Source organism: Acidaminobacter hydrogenoformans DSM 2784, assembly GCF_900103005.1.
GTDB lineage: Bacteria > Bacillota > Clostridia > Peptostreptococcales > Acidaminobacteraceae > Acidaminobacter > Acidaminobacter hydrogenoformans.
In genome coordinates this window covers 65,174-86,024 of the sequence record NZ_FMWL01000013.1, presented here as the reverse complement: position 1 = coordinate 86,024, position 20,851 = coordinate 65,174, and the positions used below count along the sequence as shown (strand labels likewise).

Here is a 20,851-nt window from a genome sequence, read left to right as displayed (position 1 = left end):
TCTCATGGTCTGCGGTGGTACGGGATGTATTTCATCCGGAGCGGATACGCTGATCACTGAGCTTGAAAACATCCTTGTCCAAAAGGGATATGATAAAGAAGTCAAGGTTGTCAAAACCGGCTGTTTCGGTTTCTGCGGCCAGGGTCCAATCGTCAAGGTCCACCCGGACAATGTTTTCTACGTTCAGGTACAGGCGTCAGACGCCGCTGAAATTATCGAAGAGCACGTTATTAAAGGACGTCACGTCGACCGTCTGCTCTACGTCGAGCCTATTGAAAATCAAAAATTGGACCTTCACAGAGACATGCCGTTCTATAAAAAGCAGATTCGAATTGCGCTTAGAAACTGCGGTATGATCGATCCGGAAAATATTACGGAATACATAGCATTCAGAGGGTATGAAGCTCTTGCGAACGTCCTTACCATGAAGCGTGAGGACGCTGTGAAAGTTGTCAAAGACGCCGGTCTCCGTGGCCGGGGCGGCGGCGGCTTCTCTACAGGGATGAAGTGGGAGCTCACGTTGAAATCCCCTGGTGATGAGAAATATATCATCTGCAACGCAGACGAAGGCGACCCGGGTGCCTTTATGGACCGTTCCATCCTGGAGGGCGACCCGCACTCGGTGCTGGAGGCAATGGCTATTGGCGGCTATATCATTGGAGCGTCAAAAGGCATCATTTATATTCGCGCAGAGTATCCACTTGCCATCCATCGTTTGGAAGTTGCTATTGCTCAGGCGAGAGAGTTTGGGCTTCTCGGGGATGACCTGTTTGGATCTGGCTTCAACTTTGATATTGAGATTAAACTGGGCGCTGGCGCGTTCGTGTGCGGTGAAGAGACAGCGTTGATCCACTCCGTTGAGGGCAAGCGCGGCGAGCCTACCAAGAAGCCTCCGTTCCCATCGGAAGCAGGTTATCTGAACAAGCCTACTTGCGTCAACAACGTTGAAACCTACGCAAACATCGCGCCAATCTTCCTGAACGGCGCTGAGTGGTTCTCAAGTATTGGCACGGAGAAATCCAAAGGCACGAAAGTTTTCGCGCTGGCAGGCAAAGTCAACAACGTTGGCCTCGTCGAAGTTCCAATGGGAACGACACTGCGTGAAATCATCTACGAAATTGGCGGCGGCATTCAGAATGACAAAGCCTTCAAGGCAGTTCAAACTGGCGGTCCTTCTGGCGGCGTTATTACGGCAGCCGACCTTGATACGCCAATCGATTATGAAAGCCTGAAAGCCATCGGCTCCATGATGGGCTCTGGCGGTATGATTGTTATGGACGAAGACAACTGTATGGTGGACATAGCGAAATTCTATCTCGACTTTACAAAAGATGAGTCTTGCGGCAAGTGTACACCATGCCGTGTTGGTACGAAGCGTATGCTGGAAATCCTTGAGAGAATTACAGAGGGTCACGGCACGGCTGAGGACCTTGACAATCTGCAGGCGCTTGCTCACATGATCAAGGATTCCGCGCTCTGCGGCCTTGGACAAACGGCGCCAAACCCAGTGTTGAGCACCATGAAGTACTTCAGAGAAGAATATGAGAACCATGTCTTCAATAAGCGCTGCGCGACGGGCTCATGTAAAGCACTTGCCAAATATTCAATTATTGCTGACAAGTGTATTGGCTGTACAGCCTGTGTTCGCGTGTGTCCAGTCAACTGCATCAGCGGCAAGGTCAAAGAGCCTCATGTCATTGACCAGGAAAAATGTATCAGTTGCGGCGCGTGCTTCACGGCATGTAAGTTCAGCGCTATCCTTAAGCCCTAGTTTGGAGGTGGAATGTAGATGATTAAACTCACGATTAATGACTCCCCAATTGCGGTGCCAAAAGGAACAACCATCCTGGAAGCGGCTCGGTCTCTTGGGATTCACATACCTACGCTCTGCCATATGAACCTTCATATGGATCAGTTTGGCGTTGTCAACCAGGCGTCTTCCTGCCGTGTCTGCATGGTAGAGGTAAAAGGCCGTCCTGCGCTTGTCACGGCTTGCTCTGAGAAGGTCACTGACGGCATGCATGTTTCAACGCATACGCCACGTGCTATCACTGCGCGTCGTATGTCTGTGGAGCTGTTGCTCTCCAATCACCCTAAAGATTGCCTCATGTGTCCTAAGAACCTGGAGTGTGATCTCCAGAAGCTCGCTGCGGACCTTGGCGTTCGCGACATTAAATGGGCTGGCGAGCGCATTGACTTTGAAAAGGACGAGTCTTCCGGCGCAATCGTTAAAGATCCAAACAAATGCGTCATGTGCCGTCGCTGCGAAACCATGTGCAACGAGGTTCAGACTTGCGGCATTCTGTCTGCGGTCAACCGTGGCTTCGATACTTTCGTTGGTCCTGCGTTCAACCTGGACATGAAAGATACTTCCTGCACCTACTGTGGTCAGTGCGTCGCGGTTTGTCCAACGGCTGCGCTTACTGAAAACAATGACATCCATAAGGTATGGCGAGAGATCAACAATCCTAACAAGCACGTTATCGTCCAGGTCGCGCCTGCGATCCGTGTCGCAGTTGGCGAGCTCTTTGACATGCCACCGGGATCCATCTCAACTGGCAAGCTTGCGACGTCCCTCAAACGCCTCGGTTTTGATGCAGTCTATGATACGGACTTCGCGGCTGACCTCACAATCCTCGAGGAAGCTTCCGAACTCGTTCACCGCATTCAGCACGGCGGCACGCTTCCAATTCTGACGAGCTGCTGCCCGGCATGGGTTCAGTTCTTTGAGCACCAATATCCGGATATGCTCGACATTCCTTCAACTTGTAAGTCGCCTCAAATCATGTTTGGCGCGATTGCCAAGACCTACTACGCTGAGAAAAAAGGCATTGACCCTAAGGATATTGTCGTTGTTTCTGTCATGCCTTGTATCGCGAAGAAGGCAGAAGCGAAGCGTACAGAGCTTTCTCACCATGAGCTCCAAAACGTCGACTATGTTCTTACAACCCGTGAGTATGGCCTCATGCTGAAGGAAGCGTGCATTGACTTCGCTAACCTCCCAGAGGGCGACTTCGACCATATGCTTGGCGAATCCACAGGCGCGTCTGTTATTTTCGGTACGACCGGCGGCGTTATTGAGGCAGCTGCGCGTACGGCGTATGAGTGGCTCACAGGCGAAACCCTCGAGCAAGTGGAGCTGACTCAGCTTCGTGGACTTGACGGCATCCGTTCGGGCAAAGTTCAAATTGGCGACCTCGAGCTCAATATTGGTATTGCCCACGGCCTTGGCAACGCGAGAAAACTTCTCGACTGCATCAAGGCTGGCGAGTGCAACTTCCAGGCGATCGAAATCATGGCTTGCCCAGGCGGCTGCATTGGCGGCGGCGGACAGCCATATCACCACGGTGACATGGAAATCATCCGTCAGCGTCAGATCGCGATCTACCAGGAAGACCGCAACAAGACCAAGCGTAAATCCCATGAGAACCAGGAAGTTCTGGATCTCTATGACAAATACCTTGGCAAGCCGTATGGCGAAAAGGCCCATGAGCTGCTTCATACGCACTATGTGCCAAAAGAGAAAATTTAAAGCTATGGCCTGATGGCCGTGCAGCCCCGTGCCGCGAGAAATCGCGGCACGGGGTTTTTCGATTTTTCTGCGCGTGTGAATAATTGAATTCTGAAATATGCAATTTTTTCAATACTCATCAGTCATTTTCGCTAATTATAGGTTCTTTTTCGCAGAAACTCAGAATTTCAAAATTTTCATTAGTTTGATTAACTTATTGAGGCTTAATCAACATCATTTAAATAACTGGTTTATCAGTTTTGCCTGAAAATTCAACATGAAACTGACACTTTCATCATGGAAACATTGAATTTTGCAAGATTTCTGGCTTTTTGAAATAAGAGGACTATAATAAGGGTTATAGTATTTCACAGGGTTCCCATAGGAAGTTCCCAAGTATTCGAATATCTGGCTTTGGGCGTTCTGAGAAATCAAGTTGAAACGGGAAGGGTGGCGTGTCAAGTGAAATCGAAAGCCATCGAAAGAACTCTGGCAAGAATCTTGGAAATCGACTACCAGGGCATACGGCTTGAGAAATTAAAAGAAGAGCAGCGGGAAGAAAAAGAGCAAGCGTTAAAAAAGCTTCAGCGGGACATGGAGTCGGATTACATGCACGAAGCGCGCAAGGAAGCCAAGAAGCTATACGACGAGGTCGTGGGACAAGCGGACGCTGAGGTTCACAGGATCCGGGAGGAAGGCGTTCGTGAAAACCAGAGGATTAGAGCGCTTGTGGACCAAAACAGGGAAACGATCCTGAGAAAAGCTTTTGAGCTGATGGTCACCAGTTATGAAAAATGACACGGAGGGGGGACTCAGGCATGAGCAATGTACGCAAATTTGCAGCAGTTAACGCGAAGGTGCGTGCCCTTGAAGGTCAGCTTCTTAAAGATGAGGATTATTACAAGCTCCTGCTTCTCGACCATGTGGATGAAGTGGTTGACTATCTGCGTCAAGAAACCTGGTATGCTTCCATTTTGCCTGAGGCGCGAAAGATAGACATCATAGAGCTTGAAGGGCGCTTCGAGCGCAACGCTTTCGAAAAACATGAAAAGCTGTACCATTATTTTACCGACGAGTACAGAGCCTACTTCAAAGTATTGCTGATGCGTTATGAGATTGAAAATCTGAAGCTGTTTCTCCGAATGGTGATTCGCCGCGAGAGCCTTCTCAGCATCACGGATCACTTAATCACACCGCATATCTATTCAGAACTGGATTATGGGAAAATCAGCCAGGCGACAACTGTCGAGGAGCTTTCCACCGCCCTTGCCGGCACGGAATATCAGCAGCTGATTGACTACTATAAAGACGAAGAGCCTACGAGAATGATGTTTTATGTCGAGATGAACCTGGACCGTCTTTACTTCAAAAAGCTCGCGCAGCGCACCGAAAAGCTCGATCCCTCTGACCAAATGGCTGTGGGTGAGGTTTTAAAGCGCAACGTGGATATGCTCAACATTCAGTGGGTGTACAGGGGCAGGCGTTACTATCAGCTGCTGCCTGAAGAAATTCTCAACTATACCCTGCTGAATGGCAAGTACTTTACATACAAGCGGCTCAAAGAGCTATGCTATCTGCCAAATCTGGAAGAGGTCAACCGTGTACTGCGGGCTTCGCCCTACGGCTTCATGTTTGAACAGACAGAGCACTTTGAGCTGAACCTCGAAATTCTGATGGACCGGTATCTCTATAAGCTGTTTGACAAACTGCGTATGGATTATCCCATGTCCATAACAGAGCCAATGGTGTACCTGCACCGTCTCGAGTATGAAATGCGGGACTTGTTTACCATTGTGGAATCCAAGCGTTATAACATCAGCAGCGAGGCCTGCCGGAAATTCTTAATAAGGGAACTGAGGGGGTGAAGCTGGATGGCCATTGAAAAAATGATCATGGTAAATCTGGTAGCGGATTTGGCGCTGCTGGATGAAGTGCTCAAAGAGATCGCTCTGTTCGAGCGCATTCAGCTCGTCAACGCTTACCATGAAATCGAAGAGAGCAACTTCAGGCTCAGCATGGTGGATGAGAACCGAGATGAAATTCTCAATATGTGCCGGATTGAGCCCTATAAAACGCAAGTCGATCCCAAGGCGCTTATGGAGAAAGCAGAAAAGCTCCTGATGATGCTGGGTCTTGACAAAAAGTTGGACCGGTCCTATTTGGAGGATCCGGAATGGGACTGGACGCTGGAGCTGGTGGAAAAGAAAATTGATCTCTTTACAGAGGAAGTCAGCGAAGATTACAGTGTCCTGTCGGCCCTCAGGGAGGAGCGGGTTCACCTCAAAGAGCTGGAGTGTCTTGGAAAGCTGCAGGAAACTGAGGTGGACCTCGAAGCTATCTTAAACATGGAGAATTTTTCTGCCAGACTGGGTGTCTTGTCAAAGGAAAACAGATACAAGCTCTCACTCAACTATGAAAACATAACCGCTGTCGTCATGCACCTGGACACTATTGAACGGGGAGAAGCTGAACTGATCATATCTCCGAAGGAGCTGGACGCTGAAACAGACCGCATTCTCAGGTCGGTCTACTTCGAAGAGATTCCCATTCCGGAAGCTTACAGAGTCAAAGCGCCTGAAGCTATGCGAAGAATTCTGGCACGTCAGGAAGAAATTGAAACGGAGATCACTCAGAAACTGAGTGAGTTGGAAGTCTTTAAGCGCTCCTATGAAGTTGAGATTCAGGCCAGTGTCAATGCCCTCGCCCTTGAACGCGTCAAGGTTAAAATGAGGAGAAGCATAGCTACGACCCGTAATTTTTTCTATCTGGCAGGCTGGATTCCTGAACGTGAGAAAGATCTTTTCGAGGCGCGGGTCAAGGTGCTTGGGCCCGGTACCATTGTCATGTTCAATGACACCAGCAATGCAATCGAGAAGCATACACCGCCAACGCTGCTGAAAAACCGCTGGCTGGTCAAGCCTTTTGAGATGCTGGTGAGCATGTACGGCACGCCCGCTTACAACGAAACGGATCCCACCGTCTTTTTTGGGATCACTTATATGACCTTATTTGGCGCCATGTTTGGCGACCTGGGTCAAGGCATAGTCCTATTTTTGGCGGGTATGGTTCTGACAAAGCGAACACCGGAGAACCTCTACTTTCATATTTTGGCAAGACTTGGCATCAGTTCGGCATTCTTTGGATTTTTTTACGACAGTTTCTTTGGCTACGAGCATCTGATTTCAAAGCTGTTTCCGTTCATGCCCTACCTCAGGCCAATTGAGAACATCAACACCATATTGGGTGTTTCGGTTGGGGTTGGCGTATTCCTTCTGCTGATCAGCTTCGCGTACAGCATCCTCAATAAGCTGAGGGTAGGCGACCTGAAGGAAGGGTGGCTTGGCCGAAATGGCGTTGCAGGCTTGATCCTCTATCTGACCTTGATTCAGGCTGTGATGAAAATTGCTTTAGATACTCCTGGCCTCCCGGTGCCTCTGTCAGTAATTGTCGTTGCGGCGTGCGTGGCTGCCATAATTGGCCGCGAACCACTGGCCAATTTGATAAAGGGCGTCAGACCCCTGTATCACGAAAAAATGTCAGAGTATTACGTGGAAAGCGGTTTCGATATTCTGGAGACCTTCCTGAGCATGCTGTCGAACAGCATTTCCTTCATACGTGTGGGCGCCTTTGCCCTCAACCACGTGGGTTTGTTCGTCGCGTTCCACACTATGGGCGCTTTGATAGGGAACCTTGGCGGAGAGATCCTGATGTTTTTCCTTGGCAATCTCATTGTCATCTTTCTTGAGGGCCTGATCGTCATGATCCAGGGATTACGGTTGATGTATTATGAACTGTTCAGCAAATATTATTCCGGTGATGGCGAAGCCTTTGACCCGGTCAGATTTCAAGAAGTATAAGATAGCGCGGCTAAGCGTGCTTTAATGAGGAGGAGACTTACATGCAAATTTTGCTTGGATTGAACGTTTTACTGGTCATTGGGACCGTGTTGGCAGGCGTTTACCATTACTTTGGGGAAGGCCTTAAGGAAAAGAAACAGCTGAAGAGAATCATGCGCTGGAATATCGCCATTTTTGCGCCGGTTATGATGATTGCCATTGGGATGATTGTGCCGGATATCGCATATGCGGCGGAGACAGGTGCTGCGACTTCGGCGAGCGGCCTTGGGTTTATTGCGGCGGCGCTTTGTACGGGCCTGGCGACCATCGGCGCAGGTTATGCCGTTGGCGCGGTAGGGTCTTCTGCCCTTGGCGCGGTTTCGGAGGATCCTAAAATCCTCGGTAAAACGCTCATTTTTGTCGGTCTCGCTGAGGGGATCGCGATTTATGGCCTGATCATTTCCATCCTGATCCTTGGCCGATTGTAGGCCGCACGCCCACCGCGCCAGAAAGGGGCAGTACGCATGAAATCATTTCTGATCAGTGATGACCTCGATACACTCATGGGCCTCAGACTGTCCGGCATTGCCGGCGAGCTCGTCGAAGACAGGGACAAGGCCCTTGCGCTTCTGGAAAAGAAGCTGGCGGATCCGGAGATTGGGATCGTCGTCTTGTCCAGCGGAATCCTGCACATGATTGAAAAAGAAGTCATGGCAATCAAGCTTAAGGAAAAGAAAAAAATGATTGTTGAAGTGCCGGCGGTCGGCGGCAAATATGACAGCGGGTACATTACGCGCTACATACGCGACTCGATTGGCATAAAACTGTAACAGAGAGTTGGTGACCAATGATTACAGTCGATGACAAAATTGAAGTATTCACGAAAATAGTCCTTGATCGCCTCGAGGAATCTTACAGCGAGAAAATTTCTGAGCTGGACGAAGAGGCTTTTGAGGCAGTCAAAGTTTATGAGGAAAAGCTTAAGGAAAAATCCAGGAAGTATATAGAAGTCAACGAAGAGAATGCTCGTGGCGACGCCAGGAAAAAGATCTCGAAGGTGCTCAGCGGTGTCAGGACCCAGATGCTGAGGCTGAAGCATGACATTGTCCTGGAGCTTTGTGATGCTTTAAGAGAACGGGTCAATGAGTTCAGAAGCACACCGGAATATCTGGACTTCTTAAAGGAGAGAATCAAAAAATCTGTGGATGAACTGAATCAGTTCGGGAAATTCAAGGTCGAGCTCCTGGAAGAGGACATGACCCGTTACAGGGACACACTGCTAAAGACGCTTGAAGAACAAGGGTTTGACAGCGGCAATGTCGAATGGGCGCCTCTCAGGAAAGGCATTGCCGGTGGTCTGATTTTCTACAATGAAGTGCGCTCGCTGAAGCTGGACGGTTCATTTGATGTTTTGCTTGAAGACGCAGAGGTCGTGATTGGGCAGCTGGTGTCGGAGCTTCTTGAGGAACGGGGTGAAGCAAATGTCGGATAGAGGCCGCATCAAGATGGTGAATGGTCCTGTCGTCGGAGCGACAGACATGACAGGCTATAAAATGCGGGAAATGGTCATGGTGGGCCATCTCAAACTCATTGGGGAAATCATTGCTATCGATGGGAATGAGGCTACCATTCAGGTTTATGAGGAGACAGAGGGCCTAAAAATTGGCGAACCTGTGACCTCCACCGGAAAGCCCTTGTCCCTGAAGCTTGGACCGGGTCTCCTGGGGAACATATTTGACGGCATTGAAAGGCCGCTTCTTGAAATTGAAAAGCACAACCCGGGCTTTATCAATGAAGGGATTGGCATGATTGCCATAGACGAGGAAGTGCGCTGGAATGTGGACATGGATGTGGTCGTTGGCCAGCACCTGCTGCAAGGCATGTGTATGGCGAGCTTCCCGGAAACGCCTCTGATCGAGTTCCGCTGGATCGTACCCCCTGGCGTGGAAGGTGAGGTCACCTGGTGTGCCCCTTCAGGAGCGTACAGCATCACAGAGCCGCTCGTTAAAATCAGGAACCGGGAAGGCGACGAGGAGGTGCTCTGTCTGCTTCAGGAGTGGCCGGTAAGGGCGCCAAGGCCGGTGTCAGAACGCCTGGCCCTATCGAAGCCTCTGCTCACGGGACAGCGCGTTCTCGACGTTTTTTTCCCAATCGCAAAAGGCGGTACTGCCGCTATTCCGGGAGGCTTCGGTACCGGAAAAACCATGACCCAGCATCAGCTGGCCAAGTGGAGCGATGCGGATATTATTGTTTATATAGGCTGCGGAGAGCGAGGCAATGAAATGACAGACGTTCTTGAGCAGTTTCCAAAGCTCATAGACCCCGAATCCGGACGGCCTATCATGGACCGGACGGTCCTGATTGCCAATACTTCAAACATGCCGGTGGCAGCCCGTGAAGCCAGCATTTACACAGGCATCACCATTGCGGAGTACTACAGGGACATGGGCTATGATGTCGCGATCATGGCGGATTCCACTTCCCGCTGGGCAGAGGCCCTCCGTGAAATTTCAGGCCGCCTCGAGGAAATGCCGGCCGAGGATGGCTATCCGGCTTATCTGCCCTCCAGACTGGCAGAATTTTATGAGCGTGCCGGGTATGTCCGGACCATGGAAGGCCGGGATGCTTCAGTCACTATTATTGGCGCGGTCTCGCCGGCGGGCGGGGATTTTTCAGAGCCAGTCACAGAAAACACCAAGCGCTTTGTCAACGCGTTTTTAGCCCTGGATAAGAAGCTGGCTTATGCCCGCCACTATCCTTCGATCCACTGGCTCAACAGCTACAGCGGCTATATCAAGGTGCTGGCACCGTGGTACGCGGCTAATGTCAGCGCGGACCTGGTTGAGCTGCGCGCTGAAATGCTTCGTTTACTGTTCGAGGAAAACAAACTGGCGGACATTGTTCAGCTCGTAGGGGAAGACGTCCTGCCGGACGATCAGCGTCTGATCCTGGAAGTCTCCAAAGTTCTTAAAATTGGATTTTTGCAGCAAAATGCCTTCCACAAGGACGACACCTATGTGCCTATTCAGAAGCAATATCAGATGCTGACCGTCATTGCGCATCTCTACGAGCGAGGTCTGGAAGCGGTTAAACAAGGCATTCCAATTTCAGTGGTCCGAAACGAAGTGCTCTTTGACCGCGTGATCAAAATGAAGTATGACATTCCAAATGATGATTTGAGTGGGCTGGATACTCTGACGGAGGAAATCGACGACCACTTCGACGCGCTCATCAAAAAATATGCTTAAGGGGGGATCATTGTGGAAATCGCAAAAGAGTATCTGAAAATCGACTCTCTGGAAGGCCCGCTGATGGTCCTCTCGGGCGTGGAAAATGCTTCCTATGGCGAAATTATCAAAATTCGCGTCAAGGACGGCAAAGACAGGCTGGGTAAAATTATCCGCCTTGAGGACAAGACGGTGGTCGCCCAAGTGTTTGAAGGGACTTCAGGCCTTTCAGCGACCAACGCATCGGTACGCTTTACCGGCAGGCCCTTTGAGCTCATAATGTCCCCGGACATTCTTGGACGCTCCTTTGACGGCATAGGGCGGCCTATAGATGGCGGCGGTCCAATCTATGGCAACCTGCGCTACAATATCAACGGCCGTCCCATTAATCCCGTAGCCCGGAAGTACCCACGAGACTATATAGAAACCGGTGTCTCCTCCATAGACACCCTGATCACCCTGATCCGGGGTCAAAAGCTGCCCATATTCTCTGGAAACGGCCTGCCCCACAATGAACTCGCCGCTCAGATTGTCCGGCAGGCCAAGCTCAGCGGCACCAGCAATGACAAATTCGCGGTAGTTTTTACCGCCATTGGTGTCAAGCATGATGATGCTGATTTCTTCCGCCGAAGCTTTGAGGATTCAGGCGCTATAGATAAGGTGGTCATGTTCATTAACCTGGCGGATGACCCTATTGTAGAGCGTGTCAGCACACCGAGGTGCGCGCTTACAACAGCTGAGTATTTGGCCTTCGAGCTGGGATATCACGTCCTGGTTGTGATGACGGATTTGACCTCCTATTGTGAAGCGCTCCGGGAGGTATCCTCAGCCCGTGAGGAGGTACCTTCCAGAAAAGGCTACCCGGGTTACCTTTACTCTGACCTGGCCTCGCTTTACGAGCGGGCTGGCATGCTCCACAGCCGTGAAGGCTCCATCACGTTCCTGCCTATTCTGACTATGCCAAATGACGACATCAGCCATCCTATTCCCGACTTGACCGGCTACATCACCGAAGGCCAGATCGTTCTCAGCCGGGAGCTGCATCAGGACAATATTTATCCGCCAATCAATGTCCTGCCAAGTCTGTCACGTCTGATGAAAGACGGCATAGGTGAGGGCTATACCACAAAAGAGCATCCGGATGTCGCCAACCAGCTGTTTTCCTGCTACTCGAAGGTGCAGGACATCCGCTCCCTGGCTCAGATTATTGGGGAAAGCGACCTTACCGAGACAGACCAGCGCTATATGGCCTTTGGCAGGGCCTTTGAAAGCCGGTTTGTGCGCCAGCACCTGGATGAAAGCCGCGACATCAACAAAAGCCTCGACATTGCCTGGGAGGTCCTCAGCATCCTGCCTAAAACGGAGCTGGACCGCCTCAGTACGGAAATCGTAGAAGCCTTCTACAAGGGTTAGGAGGGGTGAGGGATGTATAGCAATATTGCGCCAACCAAGGCCAATCTCATCCGGGCGAAGAGCATGCTCGCCTTCTCCATCCGCGGCTACGAGCTGCTGGACAGGAAGCGGAACGTGCTGATCCGGGACATGATGGGCATGATGAACAGGGCCAATCAGGTTCAGATTGAGATTCAGAAGCGCTTTGAAGAGGCTTCCGAAGCTTTGAAGATTTCCAATATGCTTTTGGGAACCCAGACTATAGAAGAAATCTCCATTTCTATTCCAAAGGATGAGGAATTTGAGCTGCTAAGTCGCAGCGTCATGGGTGTAGAGCTCCCCGTGGTCAAGAATGAGCCTCAACCCATAGATCCCAGCTATGGCGTTTTCAGGACGAACTCTGCCCTGGACAACGCCGTGGAGGCCTATAATGACCTGCGCCGAAAGCTGTACGAGCTGGCGGAGATCGAAACCTCCATTTATAAACTGGCCATGGAAATAAAAAAAACCCAAAAGAGAACCAACGCCCTCGACCGAATTCAGATCCCAAGATACAGGGCCTTGGTAAAGGCCATTTCGGAGACCCTCGAGGAGAAAGAGCGCGAGGACTTTTTCCGGCTGAAGAAAGTCAAGAAAAATACGGCGAAGTAGCCGCGTGTTAATATCAGAACAGTTTAAATGAGGAACTTGCTGCCGCCCGGGATCGACACCATATTTACGGGCAGCTTCAACTTCCTCATTTCTTTTTTGCCGCCAAAAGGATATAATAGCCTTGGGTGTAAGAACAGGGTCGGGTTAACCTTTGGAGGTTATCATATGTCAAAAGCAATGATCAGAGTCAGAATGAGCATGCACGACGCGCATTACGGCGGCAATCTCGTCGACGGCGCGAAAATGCTCCATTTGTTCGGAGATGTCGCCACTGAGCTTCTCATCCGTCAGGATGGAGATGAAGGCTTGTTTGCGGGCTACGAGTCCGTAGAATTCCTCGCGCCGGTTTATGCTGGAGATTATATTGAAGCGGTGGGTGAGATTGTCAAAGTGGGCAATTCTTCAAGAAAGATGGTCTTTGAGGCCAGAAAAGTCATCATTCCAAGACCGGACATCAACGATTCCGCTTGTGACGTCCTGGAAGAGCCTATAGTGGTCTGTCGCGCGACAGGCACCTGTGTGGTTCCAAAAGACAAACAGCGCAAATAGGAGGGGTCGGTATGGAAAAATTGATCATTACCGCAGCACTGACCGGTGCTGAGGTTACAAAGGACATTCAGCCAAATCTGCCCGTAACCCCGGATGAAATTGCCGAGGCGGCATATGAATGCTGGAAAGCCGGCGCGTCCATAGTACACGTCCACGCCAGAGACGCGGAGGGAAATCCCACCCAGGCAAAAGAGGTTTACAAAGAAATCATTGAGAAAATCAGTGCCAAGTGTGACATTATTGTTCAGCCGTCTACGGGCGGCGCTACCTGGCATACCCCCGAGCAGCGCCTGCAGCCCGTTGAGCTGGCACCAGAAATGGCAACGCTCAGCTGCGGAACCTGCAATTTTGGGGATGACGTCTTTATGAACACGCAGGAAAACATTGAGATTTTCGCTAAACGTATGCAGGAAATGGGCGTCAAGCCCGAAATCGAAGTGTTCGAGCGCGGTATGATTGAGACGGCCAAAGGCTTGGTAAAAAAGGGCCTGATCAGCGCGCCGCTTCACTTCGACTTCGTCCTTGGCGTACCTGGCGCTTGTCCAGGGAACCCTGAGGACCTCATGTACATGGTTCAGCAGATTCCTTCTGACGCCACCTGGACGGTGGCTGGGATTGGACGCTATGAGACGCCGCTCGCGGTAATGGGCATCATCATGGGCGGTCATGTCCGTGTGGGCTTTGAAGACAACGTCTACTACAGCAAAGGTGTCAAGGCGGATTCAAACGCGCTGCTGGTCGCGCGGGTCGTCAGGCTCGCAGCAGAACTGGGCAGAGAAGTCGCCTCGCCTGCTGAGGCAAGACGTATTTTGGGCATTGCAAAATAGTAGGACAGTGACGAAAAAAGCAGCCCGGCAATGGATGACGGGCTGCTTTTTAAGTGTGTCAGCTATGAACGGAAGCCTATTAAGGTTTGAGCAGACACCTGGTTCAATAGTTAATAAGAAACGAGGTATTTTCCAAATGGCCACTCCAATCCACTTTATTCATGGGGGACACCCCTATGAAGTCGCTGTCCGCCGAGAACGGCGAAAAGATCTTCGTTTAAAAGTCCGCCCTCCGGGCGTCATAGTTGCGGTGCTGCCTCAGAAAGCGGACATAAGGCTGCTTGAGAACTTTCTTGAGCGTCGCAGAGCGGAAATTGGACACTATTTGGACCGCTTGGCGGCTTACGAAGCACAAGTGCGAAGATACTGCTTCAAGGAAGGTGAAATAATCACCATTGCGGAGAAACCCTTTAGAATTGTCGTTGACGCAGTCAAGCAGGGCTATGAGATTAAGGCAAGCCTTGATGGGGCCCGCGGAGAAATCCGGCTTCTATCAGGCGCAAAACCTGTTAAGGTGCCATCTTTAACTTATGCGGAGCAGGCTGCCCTGGCTGTGGAGGGAGTGCTCATGGCCTATGCGAAGCTCTGGTTCTCAAGCCGTGTTGAATATTACGGTCAGCGAATGGCCCTTACGCCAAAGGCGGTCAAAATCAGCCGCGCGAAAACTAGATATGGCAGCTGCAGCAGCAGGGGGAATCTCAATTTTTGCTGGAGAGTTCTTTTAGCGCCGCAATTCGTCGCGGATTATATTGTCGTCCACGAGCTGGCCCACTTAGCCCACCTCAACCATTCGAAAGCCTTTTACGCTGTAGTTGAGCGCGCGCTGCCGGACTATCGTGAAGCCCAGAAGTGGCTTAAGGCGAATGCCGCCTTGCTGGAATGGCCTGTATAGTCAGCTGCTTTACTCATTCAGAGATTTGATGTTTTCATAATCTGCGTAAAAGGTCTCCCGGTCGAGCCAGAAATATTTCAGTGGCAGCCCTTGGGAAGGTGTACTGAATTCATGGCCAATGTCCATGACACGCCACTCGCCGTTGATAAAAACCTCCACCCAGAGGTGTTGTTGAGCTGCGCCTTCACCAGTCGTTATTTTTGCTGGAATGCCAATCGCTCTTAAAAACGAGGCGTAAAGCAGTCCAATTTCCTCCTCTGTGCCAATCTCCTGCTCAAAGACTTCGAGCGCGTTTCTGCTGAAAGGTGCCATGGCGCCATCCAGTTCAATATTTTCCATGATCCAAAGATAGAGCGCCCGCGCTTTCCCGTACTGTGTGAGTTCTTTATAAGTCAGGAGATTGGATACGCTTGTGATCTGCTCGTGGTCCGCAGGGATCCTGGCGGTGGGTACGAGGTAACGTATTTTGTCGCCGCTGGTGTTGATCAGGCTGAACTGCATGACATTATCACGGTGATAGTTGATGCGGGGCTCAAAGTTCAAATCCCGCTTGGCTTCAAAAATAAAACCATTCTTATCCAGCGTTTCTATGAGGATGTTGTGTTTTCCAAGCCCAAAAGGAAGGTAAATTCTAGTGCTGAATTTGCCGTCTTTCACTGGGACGATAAATTCAAGGCGGTCAGTTCCTTTGGAAACCGTAATCAGAAACTGCGTGACCCCATCCGGGTTAGCTAAAGTGCCTTCGAAGCGCTGGGTGTTGAACGCGAGCTGGTTCGAATACAGCTCGTGCTCGAGGGTGATGCCATACTCAAAAAAATTTCTGTATTCCACATAGTGCTCTTCTGATTCCCTGATAGTCAGCATGTCGACTTGAAAGCTTTCTGCGACATTTTTGATAATGTTTTTCGCGTAAGCCGGGTCAATATAGCTGTTATAAGAAAATAGAAGGCTGTAACCAATATTCCCCTGTAAAAACAGGTAGTCTATATGCTGCAAAGTCTCCGGCCCTTGACGAACACTGTATTCCAGGGAATGGGAATCAATTCTCGTCGAGGTCATGGTGTCGACGCCAATCTCTCCAATCAGCACTGTTCCGGCTTTCTGGACCGATTCAAATCTCAATGCCTGCCAGTCTTCCAGGGTCACGCCAGGGGCTTGCCGCTCGGCAACGACTTCGACGCTGAACTGCTCAAAGCTGTCTATGAAGCCGTAGCTTTGCCGCTCTGAGTTTATCTTGTCCCAATGTATCGGAACAGAAATGTTGACGCCGTAAGCATCTACAAAGATCTTCTTATAGAAGGAGTCTTTGAAAAAAGCGAATTTATAGCCGGCGTCCCCTGAGACCATTCTGAAATCTCCTGTCGCCGGATCCCAGCGCCTTTCAAAATCCAAAGCGGAGGCGATCAGGCTGATGGGCAGATACAGCCGGTTTTCCTCCTCGAAGACAGGTCCCGCAAGCGGCACTTCAGCACCATTGACATAAGCGGTATCACTGTCTTTCAGCACTTTTACAAAAAGGTTGTTCTTATAGAGGACCGCAGCTTCGCCGTTGAATCTCTGATAATAAAACCTTAGCTCTGCAGCGAGTTCAATCATGGGAACGTAGACGACACCGCTACGAACGATGGGCATGGTTTTCAAATCCAGCTTACGGTCGTTCAGATAGATGGAGATCTCCCGCATAGTGTTGGTACCAAAGGAAGAGTGGTCTGCTGCGCCCATCAGGGGCAATAGTACAAATAATGACATCAGAAGCGCGCATAAGGTTTTTTTAAAGAAAACTTGATAAGTTTCAGGTCGAATCGCAGACACCTCCCAGCGGTAATAGTTAGTTTCAATATGCCAATTTCAAATACAGGATAACTATACCACGAGAACGAAAAAACCGGAAGTGCCTGGCGCGTCAGACGCCTGTAAAGAAATTCGCCTGTTGGACCGAGTTTTTAGTCCGGAAAATGAGCGCGGAAATTGAAGGCTTGCATCAGAAAAACACCTGTGCTATAATTTAATGGCTTGACAGAACGCGACCAATCTCATATTATTTATGAGTGATATCAGTGTTAATCGGAAAGAGGTGAACGTAAATGAAAGAGGGCATTCATCCCAACTACAATGAAGTAGAAGTGAAGTGCGCATGCGGGAACACTTTCAAAACAAAATCGACAAACAAAAGCATTCACGTCGAGGTTTGTTCAGAGTGTCATCCTTACTATACCGGAACAGCGAAGCAAGTTGAGCGCGGCGGTAGAGCAGACAAATTCAAGCAGAAATACGGCTTATAGAATCACTTCAGTAATTGGGTTAGAGATGCGAATCTCTAACCTGTTTTACTATCCGGGAGGTTTCTGAGAGGGTATGAGCAAACTCTATTTCAGATATGGCGCCATGAATTGCGGCAAGTCCACCAACTTGCTTCAAGTGGCTTACAATTACGAAGAGCGCGGCATGAGCGTCATGATTTTGAAGCCAAAGACAGACTTAAAGGGCGCGGATACGGTTGTCTCGAGGCTTGGATTCGCGAGACGAGTCGACTTGTGGCTTCCGCCTGAAGCTAACGTCAAGGGTGAAGTCAAAGGCTGGATGGACCAAAACGGAAGCGTTGACTGTATCCTGGCGGATGAGGTTCAGTTTTTTAAAACGAATCAAATAGATGACCTTTTCGAAATTGCAGTCAAAAGCGGGATTCCAGTGATTTGCTACGGCCTCAGAACCGACTTCAGAATGAACGGGTTTGAGGGCAGCGAGCGGCTGCTTCTCCTTGCTCACAGCATTGAGGAGCTGAAGACCATCTGCACTTGCGGCAAGAAGGCGCTATTAAATGGAAGAAAAATCAACGGTGTGTTTGTCTTTGAAGGGGAACAGGTCGCTATAGATGGATTGGATCAAGTTGAGTATCAGTCACTGTGCCCCAAATGTTACTTTGAGCTCCGGGATGCCTATGAGCATCAGAAAAAGTGAGGCGTAAAACCTATGAAAAAGAATTATACGGCAATTGGCGGTCAAGCCTTAATTGAAGGCGTCATGATGAGAGGCCGCAAGACAATTGCCATAGCTGTTCGAAAACCGGACGGCGAGATCGACATCAAAGTCGAAGCTTTGAAATCCAGACCTTGGATGCAAAAAATTGGAAAAATACCAGTCTTAAGAGGTTTTTTTGGCCTGATCTCTTCTATGATTGTCGGCGTTCGCGCATTGACATATTCCGCTGAGGTTTTTTCAGAAGCGGACGAGACCTATGAGCCAAGTAAATTTGACCGCTGGATTATGGATAAATTCGGAGATAAAGCAGATAACATCATTGTAGCGATTTCAATGCTGTTCGCTTTTGTCATGGCTTTTGTACTGTTTGGTGCGCTGCCTACACTGACTGCCAGATTTTTGGGCGGCATTCTCGAAAGTACCATGGTCATGACCGTTGCAGAGGGCCTTATCAAAATTGGGGTATTCATTGCCTATCTGGCACTCATTTCACAAATGCGGGACATCAAGCGGGTGTTTCAGTATCATGGCGCGGAGCATAAATCGATCAGCTGCCTGGAAAGCGGGCAGCCAGTGGATGTGGAACACGCCAGAATGTTTACGACGCTGCATCCCCGCTGTGGCACCAGCTTTCTGCTGATTGTGCTCGTCGTGAGCATAGTTGTGTTTTCTTTCATCAGCTGGTCGAACCTCGTTATGCGCATAGCCCTTAAAGTGATTCTGCTGCCTGTGATCGCTGGAATTTCTTATGAAATCATCAAGTGGGCTGGCAAGAGTGACAGCATTTTGGTCAGGGCGATCAGCTACCCGGGTCTGATGATGCAGAAGCTTACCACAAAGGAACCGGATGACCGTCAGCTCGAGGTGGCAATAGCGGCACTGAACAAAGTGCTCGAAATTGAAGGGGCAGAGGCGAATGCCATCAGTTCGTAGTACCCTTGAAAACGTGAAAAAGCAGTTGTCATCTGTCACGGACAATGCGCACTGGGAAGCGGAGGCGCTGCTCTGTCATCTGCTGGGCTGGGATCGACTGAAGCTCTTCATGGATGGGGAGACAGTTCTGGACCCTGACAAGGAGAAAGAGCTTGAGCAATTGACGTCACGTCGCGGAGCAGGTGAACCGCTACAGTATCTCCTTGGCCATGCGGGCTTTATGGGGCTCGATTTTGTGGTTGAACCAGGGGTGCTGATTCCCCGGAGTGATACGGAGCTGCTGGTTGAAACGGCACTGGCGGAACTGAAAGATGCTGGGTTGAAGCGACCATCGGCAAAAATCTTTAAAGTGGCGGACCTCGGGACGGGCAGCGGCGCTATAGCGCTGTCCATTGCCCATTATGAGACGAGGGCTATGGTTTGCGCTGTGGACCTTTCTGCGGAGGCACTGAGTGTCGCGGCGGAAAATGTCATGCGGCTTGGTCTGACGCGACAGGTGGCACTGGTAGAAGCGGATATGTTCGAGTTTCTTGAGCGGTCTGAAACGGCGTCTTTTGATATGATTGCTTCCAATCCGCCGTACATTCCCACTGATGTGATTGAGACGCTCCAGGTGGAGGTTAAGGCTCACGAGCCCCGGCTGGCCCTGGATGGCGGACCTGACGGACTCGAACCGTACAGGCGGCTGGCGGTTCTGGCCATAAGGCCACTGATCCCCGGGGGAAGGCTGATTTTGGAGATAGGACATGACCAGGCAGCGGCGGTCAAACAATTTTTGCTTGACGCAGGGGCTTGGGAAAAGGTAGAATGCTTACGGGATTTACAAGGAAATGACCGCGTCATTACGGCGCTTAGACAGTGAAACAAAGTTCTTAGAAACTTTGGGAGAGGGTTTTGGAAACATGTTTGATAAACTCGAATTTATAGAAGAAAAATATGAAGACTTGTCCGCGAAAGTCGCTGACCCGGAGGTCATAAACGACCAGAAGCTTTGGCAGCGCTATATGAAAGAGCACGCGGAAATTACGCCTATCGTTGAAACCTATAGGGCATATAAAGCGGCCAAAAACGGGATGTCAGAAGCAAAGACCATTCTGATGGAAGAAAATGACGAGGACTTGAGAGAACTGGCCAAAATGGAGCTTTCAGAGCTTGAAATCAAGATCGAAGAGATCGAGGTCGAGCTGCGAAGGCTTCTGATTCCAAAGGATCCCAATGACGACAAGAATGTCATTTTGGAAGTACGGGCTGGTGCCGGTGGAGACGAGGCGGGCTTGTTCGCGGCAGAGCTGCTCAGGCTCTATATTCGTTTCGCTGAAAAGAAGCGCTGGAAAGTTGAAATGATGAATACCTCTGAAAGCGGCGTAGGCGGGATTCGCGAAGCCTCTGCCATGATCAAGGGCAAGGGCGCTTATTCCCAGCTGAAGTACGAAAGCGGTGTTCACAGGGTTCAGCGCGTTCCGGCAACGGAATCACAGGGCAGAATTCATACGTCTACGGCAACGGTGGCAGTGCTTCCGGAAGTGGATGACGTAGAGATTGACATCAATCCAAACGACCTGAGGATAGATGTTTTCCGCTCCTCAGGAAACGGCGGCCAGAGCGTTAATACGACGGACTCTGCAGTCAGGGTGACACATTTGCCAACAGGCATGGTGGTCTCCTGCCAGGATGGCAAGTCCCAGCTTTCGAATAAAGAAAAGGCCATTCAGATTTTGAAGGCCCGCCTTTACGAATCTGAACTTTCCAAGCAGAACGCGGAAATTGCCGAGGAGCGCAAGAGCCAGGTGGGCACCGGAGACCGCAGCGGCAAAATCAGGACGTACAATTTTCCTCAGGGCCGTATTACGGACCACCGCATAGGCATGACGGTCTATAAAATTGATGCCTATATGGCGGGAGAAATCGACGAAATGGTCGACGCGCTGATTACACACTATCAGGCGGAAGCCATGAAAACTGTGGAAGAATAAACTTAAACTGCGACAGCCGGGTGGTGGCGATCGACAAAGCCACGACCCGTCTGTCGCATTTTTGTGACAGGTCAGGAAAGC

General features: G+C 50.3%; 20 protein-coding genes. 19 read left to right on the top strand and 1 reads right to left on the bottom strand.

Going from position 1 to position 20,851, the window contains the following annotated elements; genetic code table 11:
• Window positions 1–4 precede the first annotated feature (4 nt).
• The 14 genes from BLP63_RS11720 to BLP63_RS11655 all read left to right on the top strand — a co-directional run bounded on the left by BLP63_RS11720 (window position 5) and on the right by BLP63_RS11655 (window position 14,885).
• Window positions 5–1,771, top strand: a complete 1,767-nt coding sequence (locus tag BLP63_RS11720) for an NADH-ubiquinone oxidoreductase-F iron-sulfur binding region domain-containing protein (protein ID WP_092591804.1) — start codon at window positions 5–7, stop codon at window positions 1,769–1,771.
• Between the two features lie 18 nt (window positions 1,772–1,789).
• On the top strand, window positions 1,790–3,532 hold the full coding sequence (locus tag BLP63_RS11715) for an NADH-dependent [FeFe] hydrogenase, group A6 (protein WP_092591772.1): 1,743 nt from the start codon (window positions 1,790–1,792) through the stop codon (window positions 3,530–3,532).
• Window positions 3,533–3,973: 441 nt separating this feature from the next.
• Window positions 3,974–4,309 (top strand): hypothetical protein, encoded by a 336-nt coding sequence (locus BLP63_RS11710; RefSeq protein ID WP_092591770.1) that lies wholly within the window; start codon window positions 3,974–3,976, stop codon window positions 4,307–4,309.
• A 20-nt stretch (window positions 4,310–4,329) separates the two neighbouring features.
• Window positions 4,330–5,376, top strand: a complete 1,047-nt coding sequence (locus BLP63_RS11705; protein WP_170829430.1) for a V-type ATPase subunit — start codon at window positions 4,330–4,332, stop codon at window positions 5,374–5,376.
• 6 nt (window positions 5,377–5,382) lie between these two features.
• Window positions 5,383–7,368 (top strand): V-type ATP synthase subunit I, encoded by a 1,986-nt coding sequence (locus BLP63_RS11700; RefSeq protein WP_092591766.1) that lies wholly within the window; start codon window positions 5,383–5,385, stop codon window positions 7,366–7,368.
• A gap of 41 nt (window positions 7,369–7,409) precedes the next feature.
• Entirely contained in the window at window positions 7,410–7,835 is a 426-nt protein-coding gene (locus tag BLP63_RS11695) for an ATP synthase subunit C (protein WP_092591764.1), read from the top strand.
• A gap of 36 nt (window positions 7,836–7,871) precedes the next feature.
• Entirely contained in the window at window positions 7,872–8,177 is a 306-nt protein-coding gene (locus BLP63_RS11690) for a V-type ATP synthase subunit F (RefSeq protein ID WP_092591762.1), read from the top strand.
• Window positions 8,178–8,194: 17 nt separating this feature from the next.
• Window positions 8,195–8,839: a V-type ATP synthase subunit E gene (locus BLP63_RS11685; RefSeq protein WP_092591760.1), complete on the top strand. Its 645-nt coding sequence runs from the start codon at window positions 8,195–8,197 to the stop codon at window positions 8,837–8,839.
• Window positions 8,829–10,595 (top strand): V-type ATP synthase subunit A, encoded by a 1,767-nt coding sequence (locus BLP63_RS11680; protein WP_092591758.1) that lies wholly within the window; start codon window positions 8,829–8,831, stop codon window positions 10,593–10,595. Before BLP63_RS11685 ends, BLP63_RS11680 begins: the two co-directional genes overlap by 11 nt.
• 18 nt (window positions 10,596–10,613) lie before the next feature.
• The gene (locus tag BLP63_RS11675; RefSeq protein ID WP_092591802.1) at window positions 10,614–11,987 is read left to right on the top strand and encodes a V-type ATP synthase subunit B; all 1,374 of its coding nucleotides are present in this window, start codon (window positions 10,614–10,616) and stop codon (window positions 11,985–11,987) included.
• A gap of 12 nt (window positions 11,988–11,999) precedes the next feature.
• Window positions 12,000–12,617, top strand: a complete 618-nt coding sequence (locus BLP63_RS11670; protein WP_092591756.1) for a V-type ATP synthase subunit D — start codon at window positions 12,000–12,002, stop codon at window positions 12,615–12,617.
• Window positions 12,618–12,782: 165 nt separating this feature from the next.
• Complete coding sequence (gene kal, locus BLP63_RS11665) at window positions 12,783–13,166, top strand: 3-aminobutyryl-CoA ammonia lyase (RefSeq protein ID WP_092591754.1); 384 nt, start codon at window positions 12,783–12,785, stop codon at window positions 13,164–13,166.
• Window positions 13,167–13,177: 11 nt separating this feature from the next.
• The gene (kce, locus tag BLP63_RS11660) at window positions 13,178–13,993 is read left to right on the top strand and encodes a 3-keto-5-aminohexanoate cleavage enzyme (RefSeq protein ID WP_092591752.1); all 816 of its coding nucleotides are present in this window, start codon (window positions 13,178–13,180) and stop codon (window positions 13,991–13,993) included.
• A gap of 136 nt (window positions 13,994–14,129) precedes the next feature.
• On the top strand, window positions 14,130–14,885 hold the full coding sequence (locus BLP63_RS11655) for a M48 family metallopeptidase (RefSeq protein WP_170829429.1): 756 nt from the start codon (window positions 14,130–14,132) through the stop codon (window positions 14,883–14,885).
• 9 nt (window positions 14,886–14,894) lie between these two features.
• Here the strand turns inward: BLP63_RS11655 and BLP63_RS11650 are convergent, their stop codons facing one another.
• Window positions 14,895–16,634 (bottom strand): transglutaminase domain-containing protein, encoded by a 1,740-nt coding sequence (locus tag BLP63_RS11650; RefSeq protein WP_092591748.1) that lies wholly within the window; start codon window positions 16,632–16,634, stop codon window positions 14,895–14,897.
• A gap of 335 nt (window positions 16,635–16,969) precedes the next feature.
• Here BLP63_RS11650 and rpmE point away from each other — a divergent pair, with 335 nt between their 5' ends.
• From rpmE to prfA, 5 genes are all read left to right on the top strand, one after another.
• Window positions 16,970–17,167, top strand: coding sequence for a 50S ribosomal protein L31 (gene rpmE, locus BLP63_RS11645; protein WP_092591746.1), 198 nt, complete (start codon window positions 16,970–16,972; stop codon window positions 17,165–17,167).
• Between the two features lie 73 nt (window positions 17,168–17,240).
• Window positions 17,241–17,843: a thymidine kinase gene (locus BLP63_RS11640; RefSeq protein ID WP_092591744.1), complete on the top strand. Its 603-nt coding sequence runs from the start codon at window positions 17,241–17,243 to the stop codon at window positions 17,841–17,843.
• 12 nt (window positions 17,844–17,855) lie between these two features.
• Window positions 17,856–18,797, top strand: a complete 942-nt coding sequence (locus BLP63_RS11635; protein ID WP_092591742.1) for a DUF1385 domain-containing protein — start codon at window positions 17,856–17,858, stop codon at window positions 18,795–18,797.
• On the top strand, window positions 18,781–19,659 hold the full coding sequence (gene prmC / locus BLP63_RS11630; protein WP_092591740.1) for a peptide chain release factor N(5)-glutamine methyltransferase: 879 nt from the start codon (window positions 18,781–18,783) through the stop codon (window positions 19,657–19,659). Before BLP63_RS11635 ends, prmC begins: the two co-directional genes overlap by 17 nt.
• A 40-nt stretch (window positions 19,660–19,699) precedes the next feature.
• Window positions 19,700–20,770: a peptide chain release factor 1 gene (gene prfA / locus BLP63_RS11625; protein WP_092591738.1), complete on the top strand. Its 1,071-nt coding sequence runs from the start codon at window positions 19,700–19,702 to the stop codon at window positions 20,768–20,770.
• Window positions 20,771–20,851: the final 81 nt, after the last annotated feature.